This window comes from Bacillus sp. EB106-02-03-XG38, from assembly GCF_058792175.1.
Map to the genome: position 1 here is coordinate 489,486 of NZ_JBYTED010000001.1, position 19,947 is coordinate 509,432.

At 35.4% G+C, this 19,947-nt stretch carries 15 protein-coding genes; 12 read left to right on the forward strand and 3 right to left on the reverse strand.

The genetic code is table 11. From position 1 onward, the window contains the following. On the forward strand, positions 1 to 2,514 hold the full coding sequence (locus AC3WTI_RS02470) for a PBP1A family penicillin-binding protein (protein WP_087956390.1): 2,514 nt from the start codon (positions 1 to 3) through the stop codon (positions 2,512 to 2,514). Between the two features lie 70 nt (positions 2,515 to 2,584). Here AC3WTI_RS02470 and AC3WTI_RS02475 read toward each other — a convergent pair whose 3' ends face one another. Beyond that, positions 2,585 to 2,866 carry a hypothetical protein gene (locus AC3WTI_RS02475; protein WP_087956391.1) on the reverse strand — a complete coding sequence of 94 codons (282 nt, stop codon included), beginning with the start codon at positions 2,864 to 2,866 and terminating at the stop codon, positions 2,585 to 2,587. 238 nt (positions 2,867 to 3,104) lie between these two features. Between AC3WTI_RS02475 and AC3WTI_RS02480 the strand changes: the two genes are divergently transcribed. From AC3WTI_RS02480 to AC3WTI_RS02510, 7 genes are all read left to right on the forward strand, one after another. Continuing rightward, entirely contained in the window at positions 3,105 to 4,250 is a 1,146-nt protein-coding gene (locus AC3WTI_RS02480) for an MFS transporter (RefSeq protein ID WP_087956392.1), read from the forward strand. A gap of 654 nt (positions 4,251 to 4,904) precedes the next feature. After that, positions 4,905 to 6,026, forward strand: a complete 1,122-nt coding sequence (gene mmgD, locus AC3WTI_RS02485; protein ID WP_142286511.1) for a citrate synthase — start codon at positions 4,905 to 4,907, stop codon at positions 6,024 to 6,026. Positions 6,027 to 6,124: 98 nt separating this feature from the next. Further along, on the forward strand, positions 6,125 to 7,561 hold the full coding sequence (gene prpD / locus AC3WTI_RS02490; RefSeq protein ID WP_087956394.1) for a 2-methylcitrate dehydratase: 1,437 nt from the start codon (positions 6,125 to 6,127) through the stop codon (positions 7,559 to 7,561). Between the two features lie 18 nt (positions 7,562 to 7,579). Further along, positions 7,580 to 8,488, forward strand: a complete 909-nt coding sequence (prpB, locus tag AC3WTI_RS02495; RefSeq protein WP_000312630.1) for a methylisocitrate lyase — start codon at positions 7,580 to 7,582, stop codon at positions 8,486 to 8,488. Between the two features lie 152 nt (positions 8,489 to 8,640). Further along, positions 8,641 to 10,350: an acyl-CoA dehydrogenase FadE gene (locus tag AC3WTI_RS02500; protein WP_087956395.1), complete on the forward strand. Its 1,710-nt coding sequence runs from the start codon at positions 8,641 to 8,643 to the stop codon at positions 10,348 to 10,350. Between the two features lie 16 nt (positions 10,351 to 10,366). Beyond that, positions 10,367 to 11,257 (forward strand): NAD(P)-dependent oxidoreductase, encoded by an 891-nt coding sequence (locus AC3WTI_RS02505; RefSeq protein ID WP_087956396.1) that lies wholly within the window; start codon positions 10,367 to 10,369, stop codon positions 11,255 to 11,257. 36 nt (positions 11,258 to 11,293) lie between these two features. Continuing rightward, positions 11,294 to 12,754: a CoA-acylating methylmalonate-semialdehyde dehydrogenase gene (locus tag AC3WTI_RS02510; protein ID WP_000633357.1), complete on the forward strand. Its 1,461-nt coding sequence runs from the start codon at positions 11,294 to 11,296 to the stop codon at positions 12,752 to 12,754. A gap of 76 nt (positions 12,755 to 12,830) precedes the next feature. Here AC3WTI_RS02510 and AC3WTI_RS02515 read toward each other — a convergent pair whose 3' ends face one another. Both AC3WTI_RS02515 and AC3WTI_RS02520 read right to left on the reverse strand, forming a co-directional pair. Further along, positions 12,831 to 13,463, reverse strand: a complete 633-nt coding sequence (locus AC3WTI_RS02515) for a LysE family translocator (RefSeq protein ID WP_087956397.1) — start codon at positions 13,461 to 13,463, stop codon at positions 12,831 to 12,833. Between the two features lie 173 nt (positions 13,464 to 13,636). Continuing rightward, on the reverse strand, positions 13,637 to 14,692 hold the full coding sequence (locus tag AC3WTI_RS02520) for an enoyl-CoA hydratase/isomerase family protein (protein ID WP_097841470.1): 1,056 nt from the start codon (positions 14,690 to 14,692) through the stop codon (positions 13,637 to 13,639). Between the two features lie 314 nt (positions 14,693 to 15,006). Here AC3WTI_RS02520 and AC3WTI_RS02525 point away from each other — a divergent pair, with 314 nt between their 5' ends. From AC3WTI_RS02525 to AC3WTI_RS02540, 4 genes are all read left to right on the forward strand, one after another. Then, entirely contained in the window at positions 15,007 to 15,264 is a 258-nt protein-coding gene (locus tag AC3WTI_RS02525) for a hypothetical protein (RefSeq protein WP_048528963.1), read from the forward strand. A gap of 183 nt (positions 15,265 to 15,447) precedes the next feature. Further along, positions 15,448 to 15,687 (forward strand): DUF2584 family protein, encoded by a 240-nt coding sequence (locus AC3WTI_RS02530; protein WP_097841471.1) that lies wholly within the window; start codon positions 15,448 to 15,450, stop codon positions 15,685 to 15,687. Between the two features lie 15 nt (positions 15,688 to 15,702). Next, complete coding sequence (locus AC3WTI_RS02535) at positions 15,703 to 16,860, forward strand: exonuclease SbcCD subunit D (protein ID WP_097841472.1); 1,158 nt, start codon at positions 15,703 to 15,705, stop codon at positions 16,858 to 16,860. Beyond that, positions 16,857 to 19,946, forward strand: coding sequence for an SbcC/MukB-like Walker B domain-containing protein (locus tag AC3WTI_RS02540; protein ID WP_097841473.1), 3,090 nt, complete (start codon positions 16,857 to 16,859; stop codon positions 19,944 to 19,946). Before AC3WTI_RS02535 ends, AC3WTI_RS02540 begins: the two co-directional genes overlap by 4 nt. Position 19,947: the final 1 nt, after the last annotated feature.

A 19,947-nucleotide genomic window follows, 5' to 3' on the forward strand; every position in this document is an offset into this window, starting at 1 on the left:
ATGTCAGAAAATTATCGTTCTCGAGAGGAGCGACGACAAGTTAAAAAGAAAAAACAGCCAGCTTCTAAAACACAAAAACCAAAAGGTAAAACATCGTTCTTTCGTAAGTTTTTAATTACTTGTTTATTACTTGGTATTGTTGGTTTAGTGGCGGGGGTTGCTACCTTCTTCGTAATGATTAAGGACGCACCTAAACTTGAGAAAGCAAAACTTGTTAATCCGTTATCCTCAAAAATTTATGATAAAAATGGCGATTTGGTATATGAATACGGGAAAGAGAAACGGACGAATGTTACGTATGATCAAATTCCTAAATTGGTAGAAAATGCATTTTTAGCAACAGAAGATGCACGTTTTTATGAGCATAGTGGAGTAGACTTTAAAGGTACTACCCGTGCTGTTTTGGTGAGTCTTAAAGGAGATTACGGTTCACAAGGTGGAAGTACGATAACGCAGCAGGTTATTAAAAACTACTTCTTATCGATGGAAAAAACATCAAAACGTAAGGTTCAGGAAATATATTTAGCGTATAAGCTAGAACAACAGTATTCAAAACATGAAATTTTAGAAATGTATTTAAATAAAATTAACTTAGGAAACCGTTCATATGGAATCGCAACAGCAGCACAAAACTACTATGGTAAAGAATTGAAAGATTTAACATTACCAGAAGTTGCGATGCTTGCAGGTTTACCGAAAGCACCGAATAACTATGATCCAACGAAAACAGAAAATATTCAAAGAGCAACAGAAAGAAGAGATGTTGTACTTAAATTAATGAATCGACATGGTTATATTACGAAAGCAGAAATGGAAGAGGCTTCGAAAGTTGAAGTGACAAAGGGACTTAAGACAGCAACGGAACTTCAAGCAATGCCACATACTGCATTTATGGATGCAGTAGTTAAAGAGGTAGAAAAGGAAATACCAGATGTTAATATTGGATCAGATGGTTTAGAAATCTATACAACATTAGACCCGAAAGCACAGCGATTTGCTGATAAGATTTTAAATGAAAATATTATTAATTATCCAAATGATAAATTCCAAGGTGCTTTCACATTTATGGATACGAAAACAGGTGAGGTTCGTGCTATAGGTAGTGGTCGCGGTGAAAATAAAGCAGTATTTAAAGGGCATAATATGGCAATTGAACTAGATCGTGCAGCTGGTTCAACGATGAAGCCAATCTTTGATTACGGTCCTGCAATTGAATACTTAAAATGGGCTACGTATCATCAAATTGATGATTCTCCATTTAAATATTCAAGTGGACAAGAACTTCGAAATGCGGACAGAAGTCATTTAGGTCCAATTACTATGCGTGAAGCGTTAAAAATGTCGCGTAACGTTCCAGCAGTTAAAACTGCAAAAGAAGTAGGACTGAATAAATCGAAGGAATTCTCTGAGAAATTAGGTATTACATTTAATAAAACACCGATGGAATCTACAGCTATTGGTACAAACGAAGTATCACCAACTGAAATAGCGGGTGCTTATGCGACATTTGGTAATGGTGGAAAGTATGCAAAACCGCATTTTGTTAAGAAAATAGTTTATCCAGACGGCAAATCACAAAGTTTTGAGCAAAAGCCAAAACAAGTTATAGCTGACTCTACAGCATATATGATTACTGATATGCTCCGTTCAGTAGTAACATCAGGTACTGGTACAGCAGCAAATATAAGTTCTTTAGATGTAGCTGGTAAAACAGGTACAACAAACTATGATTCAAAACAACTAGCGAAATATAACATTCCAGAAAGTGCAACCAGAGATAGCTGGTTTGCAGGTTATACGCCGCAATATACGATGGCGGTATGGACTGGATATATGAAAGATGGTAAAGACGAGTATATTAGTAGTAAAAATACGAAAATTGCACAGTTGATCTTTAAAGAAATGATGAGTCAGTTTGCTACTGACAAATCACGCTTTAAAATGCCAAGTACTGTTATTCAAGAAGGTAGTGAGTTACGTATAAAAGGTGAAAAACGAGATTCTTCTCCAAATACGAGCGTACAGGATACAACAGAACAACCTAAACAAGATCAACAGCAAAAAACTGAAGATGAGAAAAAGCAAGAAGAATTAAAGAAACAAGAAGAACTTAAAAAACAAGAAGAAGAAAAGAAACAAGAAGAACTTAAGAAGCAAGAAGAACTTAAGAAACTAGAAGAGCAAAAGAAACTAGAAGAAGAAAAGAAACAAAATGAACAAAATAATGGAAATGGCCAAGGAAATACGACACCTCCAGCAAATAACGGAGGAGGCCAAGGAAATACAACACCTCCAGCAAATAACGGAGGAGGCCAAGGAAATACAACACCTCCAGCGAATAACGGAGGAGGCCAAGGAAATACGACACCTCCAGCAAATAATGGAGGAGGTCAAGGAAATACGACACCTCCAGCAAATAATGGGGGAGGCCAAGGAAATACGACACCTCCAGCGACCACGCAACCAGATACTGGCGGAAATGCAGGAGAAGTCCCTACAAATAATGGACAATAAGAAAATTTTATAAAAATGTTAAAAAGCACTTAAGATTTGTAAACATTACATTCTTAAGTGCTTTTTTCGTTTAAATGTTAAAAGTACCATAGAAATTTTGAAAATATATAGAAGGGAAATGATAAAAAACTTGAGCCTGAGGTAGTGGAGGATAACTGTGGCTTTGAAAGGTGGTACTACTTGGATGTGCGCCATGATGCCAAAATGAAGGAGTAACTTGACCAGGAATTTGATATTGTTGCCAAGTTGCGGGAAGTTCAATTCCTACATCGGAACTAGCCGTATGAACGGCTGGAATGTGTATCCCAGGAGTCGAAGGAACTACGGCGGCTATTCTTGAAGATACCCACATAAGAATAATCACTCCTAAATTGTGATAATAAAGTAGTATATTCTTTTCAAATACATAAAGGTACATATAGATAGGACTTTAGGCTAAGGTATACATATAAAGTTGTAAGACCAATTTAAATGGATGGTGGACCATTTAATATAAAAAGATACGTCTATTTACGGAGGGAAAAGGAAATTAGAAAATGTAAAATGGAGGTGTTAATTGCAATAACTTATGTGTTTATGGAGGAATTTTAATGGAACGATTATGGACGAAATCATTTATTCAAATGACTTTCGCAATGTTATTTTTATTTACAGGATTTTATTTACTTGTACCAACGCTTCCTCTCTTTATTAAAGAGATAGGTGGTAATGAATCACAAGTTGGATTTATGATGGGGATGTTTACAATAGCAGCAGTTGTAATACGACCGATTATTGGAGGAATGTTAGATCAATACGGTAGAAGATCTTTTATTATTTTCGGACTCATCTTTTTCGGGATAACGATGTATTCTTATAATTTAGCGTCATCTATTATTCTTTTAGCTGTTTTACGTGTGATTCACGGAGTAACATGGGCTGTTTCTACAACAGCTGTTGGAACAGTTATAACTGATATTATTCCAGATTCGCGCCGCGGTGAAGGTATGGGATGGTACGGGATGGCTATGACAATTGCGATGGCAATCGGTCCAATGATTGGATTATCGGTTGTACAACATTATTCATTTCATGGTCTATTCTTGTTAGCAACTATTTTATCCTTTATGGCAGTCTTATTATCACTCATGACGAAAATGCCATTTACACCCCAAAAAGAAAAAGGGAAAATACAACTGTTTGAAAAGTCCGTTTTATCCATTACGATTGTTGTTTTCTTTTTATCATTCGCATATGGAGGGATTACGACGTTTTTACCGCTATTTGCATCGTCAATTGATGTGAATCCTGGGACATTCTTTCTTGTATATGCAGTTGCTTTAACAATTGTAAGGCCAATTTCAGGGAAATTATTAGATAAGTATGGAGAAATATTTATCATACTCCCAGCACTATTCATTACAATTATCGCAATAGTTGTATTAACACTTTCAAATAGTTTAATGGGTGTAATTATCGCAGCTACATTATACGGTGTTGGATTCGGTTCAGCACAGCCAGCATTGCAAGCAGCGATGCTTACAATTGTTGATCCGAGTAAGAGAGGGGTTGCCAACGCTTCATTTTTTACCGCATTTGATTTAGGGATTGGACTAGGTGCGATTTTACTTGGAGTCGTTTCGCAAATGTTTGGTTACCGCATTTTATTTGCAGGTAGTGCAATTTCAGGATTACTTGCTTTCATTATTTTTGTCTTTTTTGTAAAACAGCGATTAGGTAAAAAAGAATTTGCGTAAACTAGAGGAATAAAGATGAAAATTTCAATAGAACTTACGAATTTGAAATGGTTAAAGGATAACATAGTAATAGTTCAATTCAGCTGGACTAATCTTTAGGGATTTTTTCTGAGAAAGCAGATGGGAAAATCGTATCAGTTGAGAAAGAAGACATTCTATTTTTGGGGATGTTTATAATCTTTGGTACTTTAAAAACTATCATTTAGTTGAATGCTACTATAAGGCAACGGAAGAATTTAATTTAATTACGTAAAATAATAACTTTTTTAAAAATAAATAAGTTTTATATGAAAATTATATTGAAGAGATAGTGAAATAAATATCATGTAGAAACGAGTTGTATATGTATACAACTCGTTTTTTTTATTTTCTTAAAAAAAATGGAGAAATGATATATTTAAAGGGATTTTTTGAACCATCCTTATATTTTGTTTTAATAAAAAATAAAAAGAAGTCTGTCCTTTCTTGATAAAATATGAAAATTATTTTTAAAAAATTGTATTGTTACATTCGAAAAAGTATAGGAAACTTATCATTATAAAATAAATTGAAATCTTCTAAAAACTCTGATACATTGAAATAGAAATGTAGTTTCACAATATTGTAAAGGCTTACAGTTATGTGCACGAAGATCTATTAGGATTGGAGGAAATAATGATGAAAGCTGAAGAAAAATTTTCCCCGGGATTAGATGGTATAGTGGCAGCGGAGACGAAGATTTCGTTTCTTGACACAGTGAAAGGTGAAATTGTAATTCAAGGGTATGATTTAATCGAACTCTCAAAAACAAAAGAGTATTTAGACATTGTGCACCTTTTATTGGAAGAACATCTACCGAATGAGGATGAAAAAGCAACACTTGAAAAGAAATTAAAAGAAGAATACGCGGTACCTGAAGGTGTATTCAACGTATTAAAGGCGTTACCGAAAGAAACGCACCCTATGGATGGATTGCGTACAGGTGTTTCCGCATTAGCTGGTTACGATAATGATATTGAAAACCGCTCGTTAGAAGTAAACAAAGATCGCGGGTACAAATTATTGAGTAAAGTGCCAAACATTGTAGCAAATAGCTATCATATTTTAAATAATGAAGAGCCAATTGAACCACTTAAAGAATTAACATATAGCGCGAATTTCTTCTATATGTTAACAGGTAAAAAACCAACTGAACTTGAGGAAAAGATCTTTGATCGTTCCCTTGTTTTATATAGTGAACATGAAATGCCAAACTCTACATTTACAGCGCGCGTTATCGCATCTACACAATCCGACTTATATGGTGCTTTAACAGGTGCGGTTGCATCTTTAAAAGGCAGTTTACACGGCGGTGCGAACGAAGCAGTTATGTACATGCTTTTAGAAGCTGGTAATGTTGAGAAGTTTGAAGAGTTGTTACAGAAGAAACTATATAACAAAGAAAAAATTATGGGCTTTGGACATCGTGTGTATATGAAGAAAATGGATCCAAGGGCACTGATGATGAAGGAAGCTTTAAAGCAGTTATGTGATGTAAAAGGTGATTATACACTATATGAAATGTGTGAAGCTGGAGAAAAGATTATGGAGAAAGAAAAAGGAATTTATCCAAATCTTGATTATTACGCTGCTCCAGTATATTGGATGCTTGGTATTCCAATTCAATTGTATACACCAATCTTCTTTAGCTCTAGAACAGTGGGACTATGTGCGCACGTAATTGAGCAGCATACGAACAATCGATTGTTCCGTCCACGTGTAAATTATATTGGCGAGCGACATGTACTTAGCAAGTAAGAACAACTGGGGAGTTGTTAGCGCCGCCCGCCAGATGGGTGTTTGACCGACACCCATCATTAATAATAACGAATTTTCGACAGAAAGGGAAGGATAGCATGATTAAAACAAATGAAATTAAACAAAAAGATGCATTATTAGAAGAGATTACGGATTATGTATTAAATAAAGAGGTAACTAGTGCAGAAGCATTTAGTACTGCTCGCTATGTATTATTAGATACACTTGGATGCGGAATTTTAGCACTACAATATCCAGAGTGTACGAAATTATTAGGTCCAGTTGTACCAGGAACGGTTGTGCCAAATGGTACACGTGTACCAGGTACGTCTTATGTACTTGATCCAGTGAAGGGTGCATTTAATATCGGATGTATGATCCGTTGGTTAGACTATAACGATACTTGGCTTGCAGCAGAGTGGGGACATCCATCTGATAACTTAGGCGGCATTTTAGCAGTGGCAGATTATATTAGCCGTGTTCGTATTTCAGAAGGAAAAGAACCGTTAAAAGTGCGTGAAGTATTAGAAATGATGATTAAAGCACATGAAATTCAAGGTGTACTTGCTTTAGAAAACAGCTTAAACCGCGTTGGTCTTGACCATGTATTATATGTAAAAGTAGCAACAACTGCTGTAGTTGCAAAAATGCTTGGCGGAACACGTGAAGAAATCTTTAATGCATTATCACATGCGTGGATTGATAATTCTAGTCTTCGTACATATCGTCATGCTCCAAACACAGGCTCACGTAAATCTTGGGCAGCAGGTGATGCAACGAGTCGCGGTGTTCATCTTGCAATGACCGCTCTAAAAGGTGAAATGGGTTATCCAACAGCATTATCTGCACCAGGATGGGGATTCCAAGATGTATTATTCAATAAACAAGAATTAAAATTAGCTAGACCATTAGAGTCTTATGTAATGGAAAATGTATTATTTAAAGTTTCATATCCAGCAGAATTCCATGCACAAACTGCTGCAGAATGTGCTGTGAAATTACATCCAGAAATTAAAGAAAGATTAGATGAAATTGACCGTATTACAATTACAACTCATGAATCAGCAATTCGTATTATTGATAAAGAAGGTCCATTAAATAACCCAGCTGATCGTGATCATTGCTTACAATACATTACGGCAATTGGTTTATTAAAAGGAGATATCGTAGCGGACGATTATGAGGATGCAGTAGCAAATGATCCACGTGTAGATGAATTACGTAATAAGATGGTTGTTGTTGAAAACAAGCAGTACAGTTTAGACTATCTTGACCCGAACAAGCGCTCAATCGCCAACGCTGTTCAAGTTCATTTCAAAGATGGCACTGTAACAGAAAACGTGGAATGTGAATATCCACTTGGTCACCGTTTCCGTAGAGACGAAGCAATTCCAAAAGTTGTTCAAAAATTCACTGCAAATATGGCAGGTCATTATTCTAATAAGCAACAAGAACAAATTCATGAAGTTTGTTTAAATGAAGAAAAACTAGAAAATATGAATGTAAACGAATTTGTAGATCTATTCTTAATTTAATAATAGGGGGAATCTAGAATGGCTTGGGTTGTGGATAAACAGTCAACACAAGAAGAGCTTGCGAATCGCTTCCGAGCTTTAGTAGAAGCAAATGAAATTTTACAAATTCCAGGTGCTCATGATGCAATGGCAGCTCTTGTTGCGAAAAATACAGGTTTTTCAGCTCTTTATTTATCGGGAGCTGCTTATACTGCAAGTAAAGGGCTACCGGATTTAGGAATCGTAACGTCTACTGAAGTAGCAGAGAGAGCAAGAGATTTAGTAAGAGCTACAGATTTACCTGTTCTTGTTGACATTGATACAGGGTTTGGTGGTGTATTAAATGTAGCGAGAACTGCTGTAGAAATGGTGGAAGCGAAAGTAGCAGCTGTCCAAATTGAAGATCAGCAATTACCAAAGAAATGTGGCCATTTAAATGGTAAGAAACTCGTTACGACAGAAGAATTAGTTCAAAAAATTAAAGCGATTAAAGAAGTTGCGCCGAGCTTATATATTGTAGCACGCACAGATGCTCGTGGTGTAGAAGGATTAGATGAAGCAATTGAAAGAGCGAATGCATATGTAAAAGCAGGTGCAGACGCAATTTTCCCAGAAGCGCTACAATCAGAAGAGGAATTCCGTCTATTTAATAGCAAGGTAAATGCACCTTTATTAGCGAATATGACTGAATTCGGAAAAACACCGTATTATAGTGCAGAAGAATTTGCCAATATGGGCTTCCAAATGGTTATTTATCCTGTAACTTCACTTCGCGTAGCAGCGAAAGCGTATGAGAATGTGTTTACTTTAATTAAGGAAACTGGTTCTCAAAAAGATGCACTTTCTAATATGCAAACGAGAAGTGAGTTATATGAAACAATTTCATATCATGATTTTGAAGAACTAGATACTGGAATTGCAAAAACAGTATTATCAGAGGATCAATAGATAAAGCAGCGAAGGCGATGAAAATACATCTTTGGCAAAATAAAATGCTTGATGTGAAAAATCATCGCCTTCTATTTTCAAAAAAGATATTCCACTCATCGTAGACGAGCATAAGCAAAAAGCTATGAAAGCCGAATGATAGGGGGATATATATGGAGAAAACGAAGTTACCATGGGATGAATTTTTTTCACTCAATAAAGATATAAATCATACTTACTTTACACCAGAAGATTTTTCAGGTGATGAAGATTTAATCGCAAAAACGACAGAACAATTCGTTAAACAAGAAATTGTTCCACAAATGGAGAATATTGAACGACATAACTATAAAGTTTCTCGTCAATTATTTGAGAAAGCTGGGGAACTTGGATTATTAGGCATTGAGGTACCAGAAGATTATGGCGGGTTCGAGTTAGGAAAGGCTGTCTCAGGTCTTGTAGCAGAGAAAATGGGTTACGCTGGTGCGTTTAGCGTTTCTTTTAATATACACGCTGGTGTCGGTACATTGCCTTACATATATTACGGAACGAAAGAACAGAAAGAAAAATATTTACCGAAAATCGCATCGGGAGAATGGATTGGGGCTTATGCTTTAACTGAGCCAAATGCTGGTTCGGATGCATTAAGTGCAAAAACAAGCGCCGTATTGAATGAAGAGGGAACAGCTTGGAAGTTAAATGGTGAGAAGCAATGGATTACAAATGCTCATATGGCAGATGTATACGTTGTTTTTGCGAAGACAAATAAAGGAATGACAGCGTTTATTGTCGAAAGAACATGTGAAGGTGTATCTATTGGATTAGAAGAAAAGAAAATGGGGATTAAAGGTTCTTCAACAGCGACTCTTATTTTAGAAGATGTTGTCATCCCTGCTGAAAATGTTTTAGGGGAAGTTGGGAAAGGGCATCACGTAGCCCTTAATATTCTTAACTTTGCTAGACTTAAACTTGCTTTTGGAAATATTGGAACAGCAAAACAAGCAATTGGTTTGTCGGTTCAATATGGAAAAGAGCGAAAACAGTTCCAAACGGAATTAGTAGACTTTACGATGATTCAAGAGAAAATTGCAAATATGATCATTGCTACATATGGAGCAGAAAGTGCAGCTTATCGTACAGCAGGTGTAATCGATGAAGCAATTCATGAGAGCGATGAAGATCTTATGAAGAAAATGTCCCAATTTGCAATTGAATGTGCACTTAATAAAGTGAACGCTTCTGAAACACTTGCTTATATCGTAGATGAAGCTGTACAAATTCATGGTGGTTACGGTTATATGCAAGAGTATGAGGTAGAACGATTATATCGTGATGCTAGAATTAGTCGTATTTTTGAAGGAACGAATGAAATTAATAGATTAACAGTTGCCAAAATGTTAATGAAGCAAATCGAACAATTAGAAGATACTGAAGTAGAAAGTGATGTAGCAAATGTCGAAAGAAACCATCGTTACATTTTATTAGCGAAAAAATTGTTGAAACAATCTTTGAAAACGCTCTCTAAAACTCCGGGTTTAAAAATTGATCAAGAGCAAGAATATTCACGTGTATTATCAAATATGTTAACGGACGTGTACGTCATGGAATCAGCATTTTTACGTACGAGTAAAGCCATTAGTAAAAATGGTGAAGAGAAAGAGCGTACGAAACAAATGATAACTGACGTTATTTGTGAAGAAGGCTATCGCAAAGTAGAAGAAGCGGCGAATTCTATACTTTCAGCGGCTGTTACAGAAGAACAACATAGACAAGTGATTTTAACTGAAATTCGTCAATTATTAGTGCCTTTATACACGAACGTATTTACGAAGAAGAGAGAAATTGCGAAAGCTATTATAAATCGCGGGAAATATATTGTGTAAATAGGAGGAAAGCGATATGAAAAAGATTGGTTTTATCGGTTTAGGTAACATGGGTCTTCCGATGTCAAAAAATCTAGCTAAATCAGGTTACACAGTATATGGCGTGGACTTAAATAAAGAGGCAGAAGCGTCCTTTGAAAAAGAAGGCGGAATTATCGGTCTATCAATCTCAAAACTAGCAGAAACATGTGATGTAGTTTTTACAAGTTTACCTTCACCTCGCGCTGTTGAAGCGGTATATTTTGGAGCAGAAGGATTATTTGAAAATGGTCACTCGAATGTAGTTTTCATTGATACAAGTACGGTATCGCCGCAGTTAAACAAACAATTAGAGGAAGCTGCAAAGGAAAAGAAAGTAAACTTTTTAGCAGCACCTGTGAGCGGCGGTGTAATTGGAGCCGAAAATCGTACATTAACGTTTATGGTTGGTGGATCAAAAGAGGTATATGAGAAAACGGAATCTATCATGGGCGTACTAGGCGCGAATATTTTCCATGTTAGTGAGCAGATTGATAGTGGTACAACTGTTAAATTAATTAATAATTTATTAATTGGTTTTTATACAGCTGGTGTGAGTGAAGCTCTAACATTAGCGAAAAAGAACAATATGGATTTAGATAAAATGTTTGATATTTTAAATGTAAGTTACGGTCAAAGTAGAATTTATGAGCGCAATTATAAAAGTTTCATTGCATCAGAAAACTACGATCCAGGCTTTACTGTGAATTTATTAAAGAAAGATTTGGGGTTTGCAGTAGATTTAGCGAAAGAAAGCGAACTTCACTTACCAGTAAGCGAAATGCTATTAAATGTATATGAAGAAGCAAGTGAAGCTGGGTATGGTGAAAACGATATGGCTGCTTTATATAAGAAAGTTAGCGAACAATTAATTTCTAATCAAAAATAATAGACTTATAAACATCATAAAAAAGGAGAGAGTATAATGATTACAACTGAAATTAAACGAGTAAAAAATCATATTAATGGTGAGTGGGTAGAATCTACTGGTACAGAAGTAGAAGCAGTTCCAAATCCGGCGACTGGAAAAATTATCGCATACGTTCCACTATCTCCGAAAGAAGATGTTGAAAAAGCAGTTGAAGCGGCAAAAGCAGCATACGAAACATGGTCTAAAGTACCAGTTCCGAATCGTTCAAGACAATTGTATAAATATTTACAGCTTTTACAAGAAAACAAAGAAGAGCTTGCTAAAATCATTACGCTTGAAAATGGTAAAACATTAACGGATGCAACTGGTGAAGTACAGCGAGGTATTGAAGCAGTGGAACTTGCAACATCTACGCCAAATTTAATGATGGGACAAGCTCTACCGAATATTGCTAGCGGCATTGATGGATCGATTTGGCGCTATCCAATTGGAGTTGTTGCTGGTATTACACCGTTTAACTTCCCAATGATGATTCCATTATGGATGTTCCCACTTGCAATTGCATGCGGTAATACGTTCGTATTAAAAACATCTGAAAGAACTCCACTTTTAGCAGAGCGACTTGTAGAGTTATTCTATGAAGCGGGTTTTCCAAAAGGAGTATTAAATTTAGTACAAGGCGGAAAAGATGTTGTAAATAGTATTTTAGAAAATAAAGATATTCAAGCTGTTTCGTTCGTTGGATCTGAGCCAGTAGCTCGTTACGTATATGAAACAGGTACGAAACATGGGAAACGTGTACAAGCGTTAGCTGGTGCGAAAAACCATGCGATTGTAATGCCAGATTGCAATCTTGAGAAAACAGTGCAAGGTGTAATTGGGTCTGCATTCGCAAGTAGTGGAGAGCGCTGCATGGCATGTTCAGTAGTAGCAGTAGTTGATGAAATTGCTGATGAATTCATCGACGTACTAGTAGCAGAGACGAAGAAATTAAAAGTAGGTGATGGTTTCCACGAAGATAACTATGTTGGACCATTAATTCGTGAATCTCATAAAGAGCGTGTATTAGGCTATATTAATAGCGGTGTAGCAGATGGAGCTACTTTATTAGTAGATGGCCGTAAAATTAAAGAAGAAGTTGGAGAAGGTTACTTTGTAGGTGCGACAATCTTTGATGGTGTAAATCAAGAAATGAAAATTTGGCAAGATGAGATTTTTGCTCCAGTATTAAGCATTGTACGTGTTAAAGATTTAGAAGAAGGTATTAAACTAACAAATCAATCTAAATTTGCAAATGGTGCGGTAATTTATACGTCAAATGGTAAGCATGCACAAACGTTCCGTGATAACATCGATGCTGGTATGATCGGTGTAAACGTAAACGTTCCAGCACCAATGGCATTCTTCGCATTTGCAGGAAATAAAGCTTCATTCTTTGGTGATTTAGGTACAAATGGTACAGATGGGGTTCAATTCTATACACGTAAAAAAGTTGTAACTGAGCGCTGGTTTTAATAAAGAGTAAACAGTCAAATCAGCTATTAAATGAAAACCACCACCACTATTAATAGTGGTGGTGGTTTTCATCTTGTTAATTATTTTTTTCAAAAGCTAGTTTAATACCAAATCCAATTAGGACGACTCCTGTTAGCCCTTGAATATAACGTTGCGTCTTTGGTTTTTTCATAAAAGCACTAATTTTATCAATTAAAAATATATAAAATGCAAACCAAATGACTGTTAAAACGAGGTAAGTAAGGCCCATTACAAGAAGTTGAATAAATGTATTATGATTTGGATTTAAAAATTGCGGTAAAAATGTTAAAAAGAAAACTGCAACTTTAGGATTTAATAAATTTGTAAGAAATCCTTGGCGAAAGCAAGAAGTGTGTTCATCTTCATTATTCAAAGGTAAATCGTTCGTATCAACACCTTCTTTATTTCTTACTGCTAAAAGGGCTTTAATACCAATATAAATTAAATATAGAGCTCCAACGTACTTGAAAATAGAGAATAAAAGAGCTGACTTTACAATAAGTGCGGATAATCCGATTACTGCAGCTAACGTATGAATTAAAAGTGCAATACATGTACCGAACACTGTTTTTACTCCGCCCACCTTACCGGCAACTAATGTGTTTTTCGTGGCCATTGCTGTATCTGGACCAGGTAAAATAATTAGACAAATAGACATAATGATGAAAAGAAAAAAATTTTCAATCATAGTCGCTCCTCCTTTTTTATTTTTAGAATATTTGATTAAAAATAGTGTAGCACATATTTCGATTTAATAAAATTAAATTTTATTAAAAAATATTAAATAGAAAAGAGGCTATATAGTCATGTAATTACACGACTATATAGCCTCAGGTTTATCCCAAATGAACGGGCGAGTGGTTATGCATTAAGTAAGTTAAAGAATCGATTTACATCTTCTTCTGAAACATCACTTAACTGCTTATATTTATAATTTGGGTTTTGATCTTTATCAACAACAACAGAGCGTACTCCTTCGAAGAAATCTGCATGTCTCATGAAATTTTTAGCAAGTACAAGGTCGGTAGCGAAACATTCTTCAACGGACTTACCTTGTCCATCGATAAACTGTTTTAATGTTACTTTTAATGAAACAGGGGATTTGGATAATAGTGTTTCTTTCGTTTTTAAAGCAAAGGAACTTTCGTCTTTCTCCAATGAATGGATGATTTCTTCAATTGTATCGAAAGCAAAATGAGCATTCATTTCTTCTAATGAAGGAGCAAGCTCGCTTTCTAAGTTTGGAACAGTTGCAAATGTACGAATAACTTCTTTTAAACTAGTATGTACATCATCTTCTTTATGCCAATTTACACTTTCAAGTTCAGTAAGGAAATTTGGTATTGAATCAGATGTCATAAAATAATCAGCAGCGTTTATAAATAGTACGTCAGCAGCTTTTAAAATAGATGCTGTTAAAGCAACATATCGGCCAGCAAACCCTGGAGCTTTATTTAAGAAATAAGCAGCACCGACATCTGGGAAGAAGCCGATATTCATCTCGGGCATTGCCCATTTCGTACGCTCAGTTACAATTCGATATTTCGCACCATTTGTAAGACCGACACCACCGCCCATTACAATTCCATCTAAACAAGCGATAATCGGTTTTTTATATTGATAAATATATGTATCAATTTCATACTCTTCTTCAAAGAAACGTTCCGCATGCTGCAATGCAGCTTCATTTGAATGTGCTTCATAAAGAGTTTTAATGTCGCCACCTGCACAAAAACCTTTTGTGCCAGCGCCTTTTACTACGATAAGCGCAATTTGCTCATCATGTTCCCACTCTTTCAGTTTTTGCCCAATTGGTTGCAACATGTCATAAGATAAAGAATTAAGTGCTTTTGGGCGGTTTAAAGTAATTGATGCAACGCCGTTTTTACTAACAGAAAATAAAACGTGTTCAGTCATAATTCATCCTCCCTTACATATCTTCTTATTCTTAATTCTTGATACGTACTGAAATGTCCTTTATAAATTTTGTCTAAAGTTGGCGGTACGTGTTCATTTCGACACTGCATATTTTGACGAGTTATATTTGCAGGATTTTGGAGGTTGAAAATGAATATTACAACATTACTGTAATTGTAATTATTTGAAGTTACCATGATAAACAAGCTATTATATAAGTGTAATTGTACAAAATCACTTCAGAAAGAGTATTTGAAGTGATAATAATGTAAAAAAATTGCTTTTCATTAGAAATAGAGAAAGGAGAAATCGGAATGCCAGTACCTTTACTATTGTCGGTGATTATTTTGTCTTCTTTAATGATAGGAATAACTCAGTATTTTCATCATACAGATACGACAGAGGAAGTGAAGGATAAAGTACGGCTTGTATTTCCGATTTTTATCATATCTATTTCTTTTTGCATTCTATTAAATAAAGATGGGTACATTGTCGCAGTATTTTCATTTTTTGTAGCCATCGTTTTAATTACAGTTTTATATTATGTAATGAAAGACTTTATACAAAAATAAAGATGTCCCATGAGACATTTTTATTTTTGAAACTAATAAAATTTCACATACCGTATTGTATGTAAAAATAGCAAACATATAACAATAGAAAAGTAAGCACTTCATCGTGTATTTACTTGTCAATCTTGCATAGCCAATATACTATTAATAATGTAGAGATTAGAAAAAGGGGTTGTATCTAACATGAAATTTGAGATGCACACAAAAATTATTTCAAATGAAAAAGAAGTAAGAGTACATATAGAAGAAAACATATTTCAATTAACATTGGATGGTTATCACTTATTTACAGTGCAAGAAATATTACCTTTATATAAATCAAATGAAGAAAGAATTGGTAGTGCAATGATACAAAAGTTAGAGTGGGAGAATGGAAAAACGACAATAAACTATCAACTCGTATCACTTAAATCAGTAAATTAAAAGGAGAAAGAAAATATGAAGTTATTTCATACAGCGGATTGGCATTTAGGAAAACTTGTTCATGGCGTGTATATGACTGAAGATCAAAAGATTGTATTAGATCAATTTGTACAAGCTGTTGAGGAAGAAAAACCAGATGCTGTAATTATTGCAGGGGACTTATACGACCGAGCAATTCCACCTACAGAAGCAGTAGACTTATTAAATGATGTTTTACAAAAAATTGTGATTGATTTACAAACGCCAGTTATTGCAGTTGCAGGAAACCATGATAGTCCAGATCGTATTCATTTTGGAAGTAGTTTAATGAAGAAACAAGGATTATTTATTGTAGGTCAATTTCAATTTCCATATGAGCCAATTATATTAAATGATGAACATGGAGAGGTTCACTTCCACCTCATTCCATATGCGGATCCAAGCATAGTTAGACATGTATTGAAAAATGAAGACGTACGTTCTCATGATGATGCAATGCGTATTTTTATGAATGAACTTTCTGAAACGATGGATCAAGAAGCAAGACACGTATTTGTTGGTCATGCATTTGTAACTTCTGCGGGCGAAGCAGAGGAGAATACAAGTGACGCAGAACGACCACTTTCAATTGGTGGTGCTGAATACGTAAATAGTCATTATTTTGATAAGTTTCATTACACAGCGCTTGGGCATTTACATCAAGCGCATTTCGTACGTAATGAGACAATTCGATATTCAGGTTCACCACTTGCATATTCTATTTCTGAAGAAAAACATAAAAAAGGATATTACATTGTGGAACTGGACGGGCAGGGTGAAGTAACAGTTGAAAAAAGGTTACTTACACCACGCCGTAAAATGCGAACAGTAGAAGCGAAAATAGATGAATTGTTACAACATCCAGTAAGTGAAGATTACGTGTTTGTAAAATTATTAGATGAAAATCCTGTCTTGCAACCAATGGAAAAAATACGTTCTGTTTATCCAAATGCAATGCATGTTGAAAGATCTATTCAAAGACGAGAGTTCACAGAGTCAAACGAAGTAACTGTGTCAAGACATAAAACGGATGATTTATCTCTATTAAAGGCTTTTTATAAAGAAATGAAAGGCTTAGATTTATCAGAAGAGAAAGAACGTCTATTTGTAGAAGTATTACAAACAGTGCAAGAACGGGAAGGTGAACGAGGATGAGACCGATTCAGCTAATTATGACGGCATTTGGCCCATATAAACAGAAAGAAGTAATTGATTTTGACGATCTTGGAGATCATCGTATTTTCGCCATTTCTGGGAATACAGGGGCGGGAAAGACAACGATTTTTGATGCGATTTGTTATGTGTTATACGGTGAGGCAAGCGGAGAAGAACGTAGTGATACGAGCATGCTTCGCAGTCAATTTGCTGATGACAATACGTATACAAGTGTAGAACTAACCTTTCAGCTAAAAGAAAAGCGTTATGAAATAAAACGCCAACTTGGGCATAAAAAACAAGGGAACAAGACGATTACGGGACATGCAGTAGAATTATATGAAGTGATTGATGATGAGCAGGTTCCAGCTGTTGATCGTTTCCATGTAACGGATGTAAATAAAAAAGTGGAAGATTTAATTGGTTTAAGCAAACATCAATTTAGCCAAATTGTAATGTTACCGCAAGGGGAATTTCGAAAATTATTAACTTCTGAGACAGAAAACAAAGAAGAAATTTTGCGTCGTATTTTTAAAACAGATCGTTATAAGTTAATGCGTGAGTTACTTGATCAAAAACGAAAACAATGGAAAGACGTCTTACAAGAAAAACAGAAAGAGCGAGAGTTATATTTCCGTAATGTTTTTAAATTACCAATTCGTGATGGATCATTATTAGAGACATTAGTCGAACAAGACCATGTAAATACGCATCAAGTAGTAGAGGCATTACAACAAGAGACAGCTGCGTATAAGGCAGAGGTGGAGCAATTACAAGTAGAACAAGATGTTCAAACGAAACAATTAAAGGATGCTGAAACACGTTTTCATGCAGCGAAATCTGTAAATGAGAAATTTATAGATTTACAACAAAAGAATGAGAAATATAATACTTTACAAGAAAACCGTACAGTGATTGAAATGAAAGAAACATCTTTTATACGTGCGGAACAAGCTAAGCGCTTATTACCATTTGAGCAGTGGTACGAAGAGGCAATGCAAAATGAGCAGAAGGTTGAAAGTTTGTTAAAACAAATAATCGCCAAAAAAGAAAATATAACGAAGAGCTTCGAACTTGCTCAGGAGAAATATGAAGAGGTAAAGAATAAAGAACTTGAGAGAGAAAATGCAAAAAAACTCATTCAAAGATTAGAAGAGTTACAACCGATTATTGCATCATTAGCTGAGAAACAATTGAATTTACAAAATGCAGAAGTTCAAGTAGGGAAATTAAAAGAAAGTATGCAAAACTTAGAGCAACAATTAGAGGTGCATACAAATCAAAAGCAGTTAATGTCTAGTGAATTGCAACAATTAGAACGAGCACTTGAGCAATATGTAGATAAAGTAGAAGAACTAACGAATATGAGAGAAGATGCTAAAGTATTAAAGCAAGCATATGATGTTTGGCAAGAAAAACAAAAATTCGAGAAAGAAAAAGAAGCGGCATATAATAACATGCAAGCGGCAGTGAACGCATATGAAAATGTGGAGCGTCGCTGGTTAAGTGAACAAGCTGGTATATTAGCTCTTCATTTACATGATGGTGAATCTTGTCCAGTATGTGGTAGCACGGACCATCCGAAAAAAGCTACAGAGCAAAGTGATGCGATTGACGAAAAGGAGTTAAATGATTTAAGAGACGGGAAGAATATCACTGAAAAATTACATGTACAATTAGAGGAGAAATTGAATTTCTATCATCTTCAATATGAGCAAGTAATAGAAGAGGTTAAGAAGCGAGGCTATCGTTCAGAAGAATTAGCTGAAACATATAGCGCGCTTGTTCAAAAGGGAAAACAATTAGCAACTGAAGTGAATACGTTAAAAGCAAGCGAAGAAACGCGTAAGCAAACAGCTGTGAATTTAAAAAGCGTAGAAGAAAAAGTAGATGCAATTCAGAAGCAAAAGCGTGAGATAGAAATAGAGCAGCACCGTATAGAAATGGAATGTATGCAGCTTCGTACGTCATATGAACATGATAAGAAAAATATTCCTGAAAGCTTACAAACAGTACAAGCTTGGAAAATCCAGTTTGACCAAGCTATGCATGAACTCAAATTAATGGAAGACGAATGGAAGAAAGTGCAGGAAGCGTATCAACATTGGCAAAATGAAAATATACGTATTCAAGCAGAACAAGAAGGTGCTTCAAATCAATTCGAAAGTGCAAAATTGAAGAAAGAAGAGACCTTCGCGCGCTTTATGAAAGAGCTTGAGCAGTGCGGGTTTACAGATCAATCCACGTATAAAGAGGCCAAATTAAGTGATGCCGAGATGGATATGTTACAAAAAGAAATTCAAAGCTATTACTCATCTCTTGAAGTACTTGCAAAACAAATTGAAGAGTTACAAGCTGAATTAAAAGATAAAGAGTATATGGATATTTCTGCTTTAGGTGAACATATAAAAGATTTAGAAATTAATCTTGATATCATTAAAGAAAAACGTCAACGTGCGCAAAATGCGGTAACATATATTTCTGATTTACATGAAAATATTAGACGTATCGATGAGCAAATTCATGAGGAAGAAAAAGCTTACCAAGAACTCGTTGATTTATATGAAGTAATGAAAGGTGATAATGAAAGCCGTATATCATTTGAACGTTACATCTTAATTGAGTATTTAGAACAAATTGTTCAAATTGCAAACGAACGATTACGTAAATTATCAAATGGACAATTTTATTTAAAACGAAGTGAGCGAGTTGAAAAGAGAAATCGTCAAAGTGGATTAGGATTAGATGTATACGACGCATACACTGGCCAAACACGTGATGTAAAAACATTATCTGGCGGTGAGAAATTTAATGCATCGCTTTGCTTAGCGCTCGGAATGGCAGACGTCATTCAAGCATATGAAGGCGGTATTTCCATCGAAACGATGTTTATCGACGAAGGCTTTGGTTCATTAGACGAGGAATCATTAACAAAAGCTGTTGACGCCTTAATAGACTTACAAAAGTCAGGCCGATTTATCGGTGTCATCTCACACGTTCAAGAGCTGAAAAACGCAATGCCAGCTGTATTAGAAGTAACGAAGCAGAAGGATGGGTGTAGTCAGACGAGGTTTGTGGTGAAGTAAG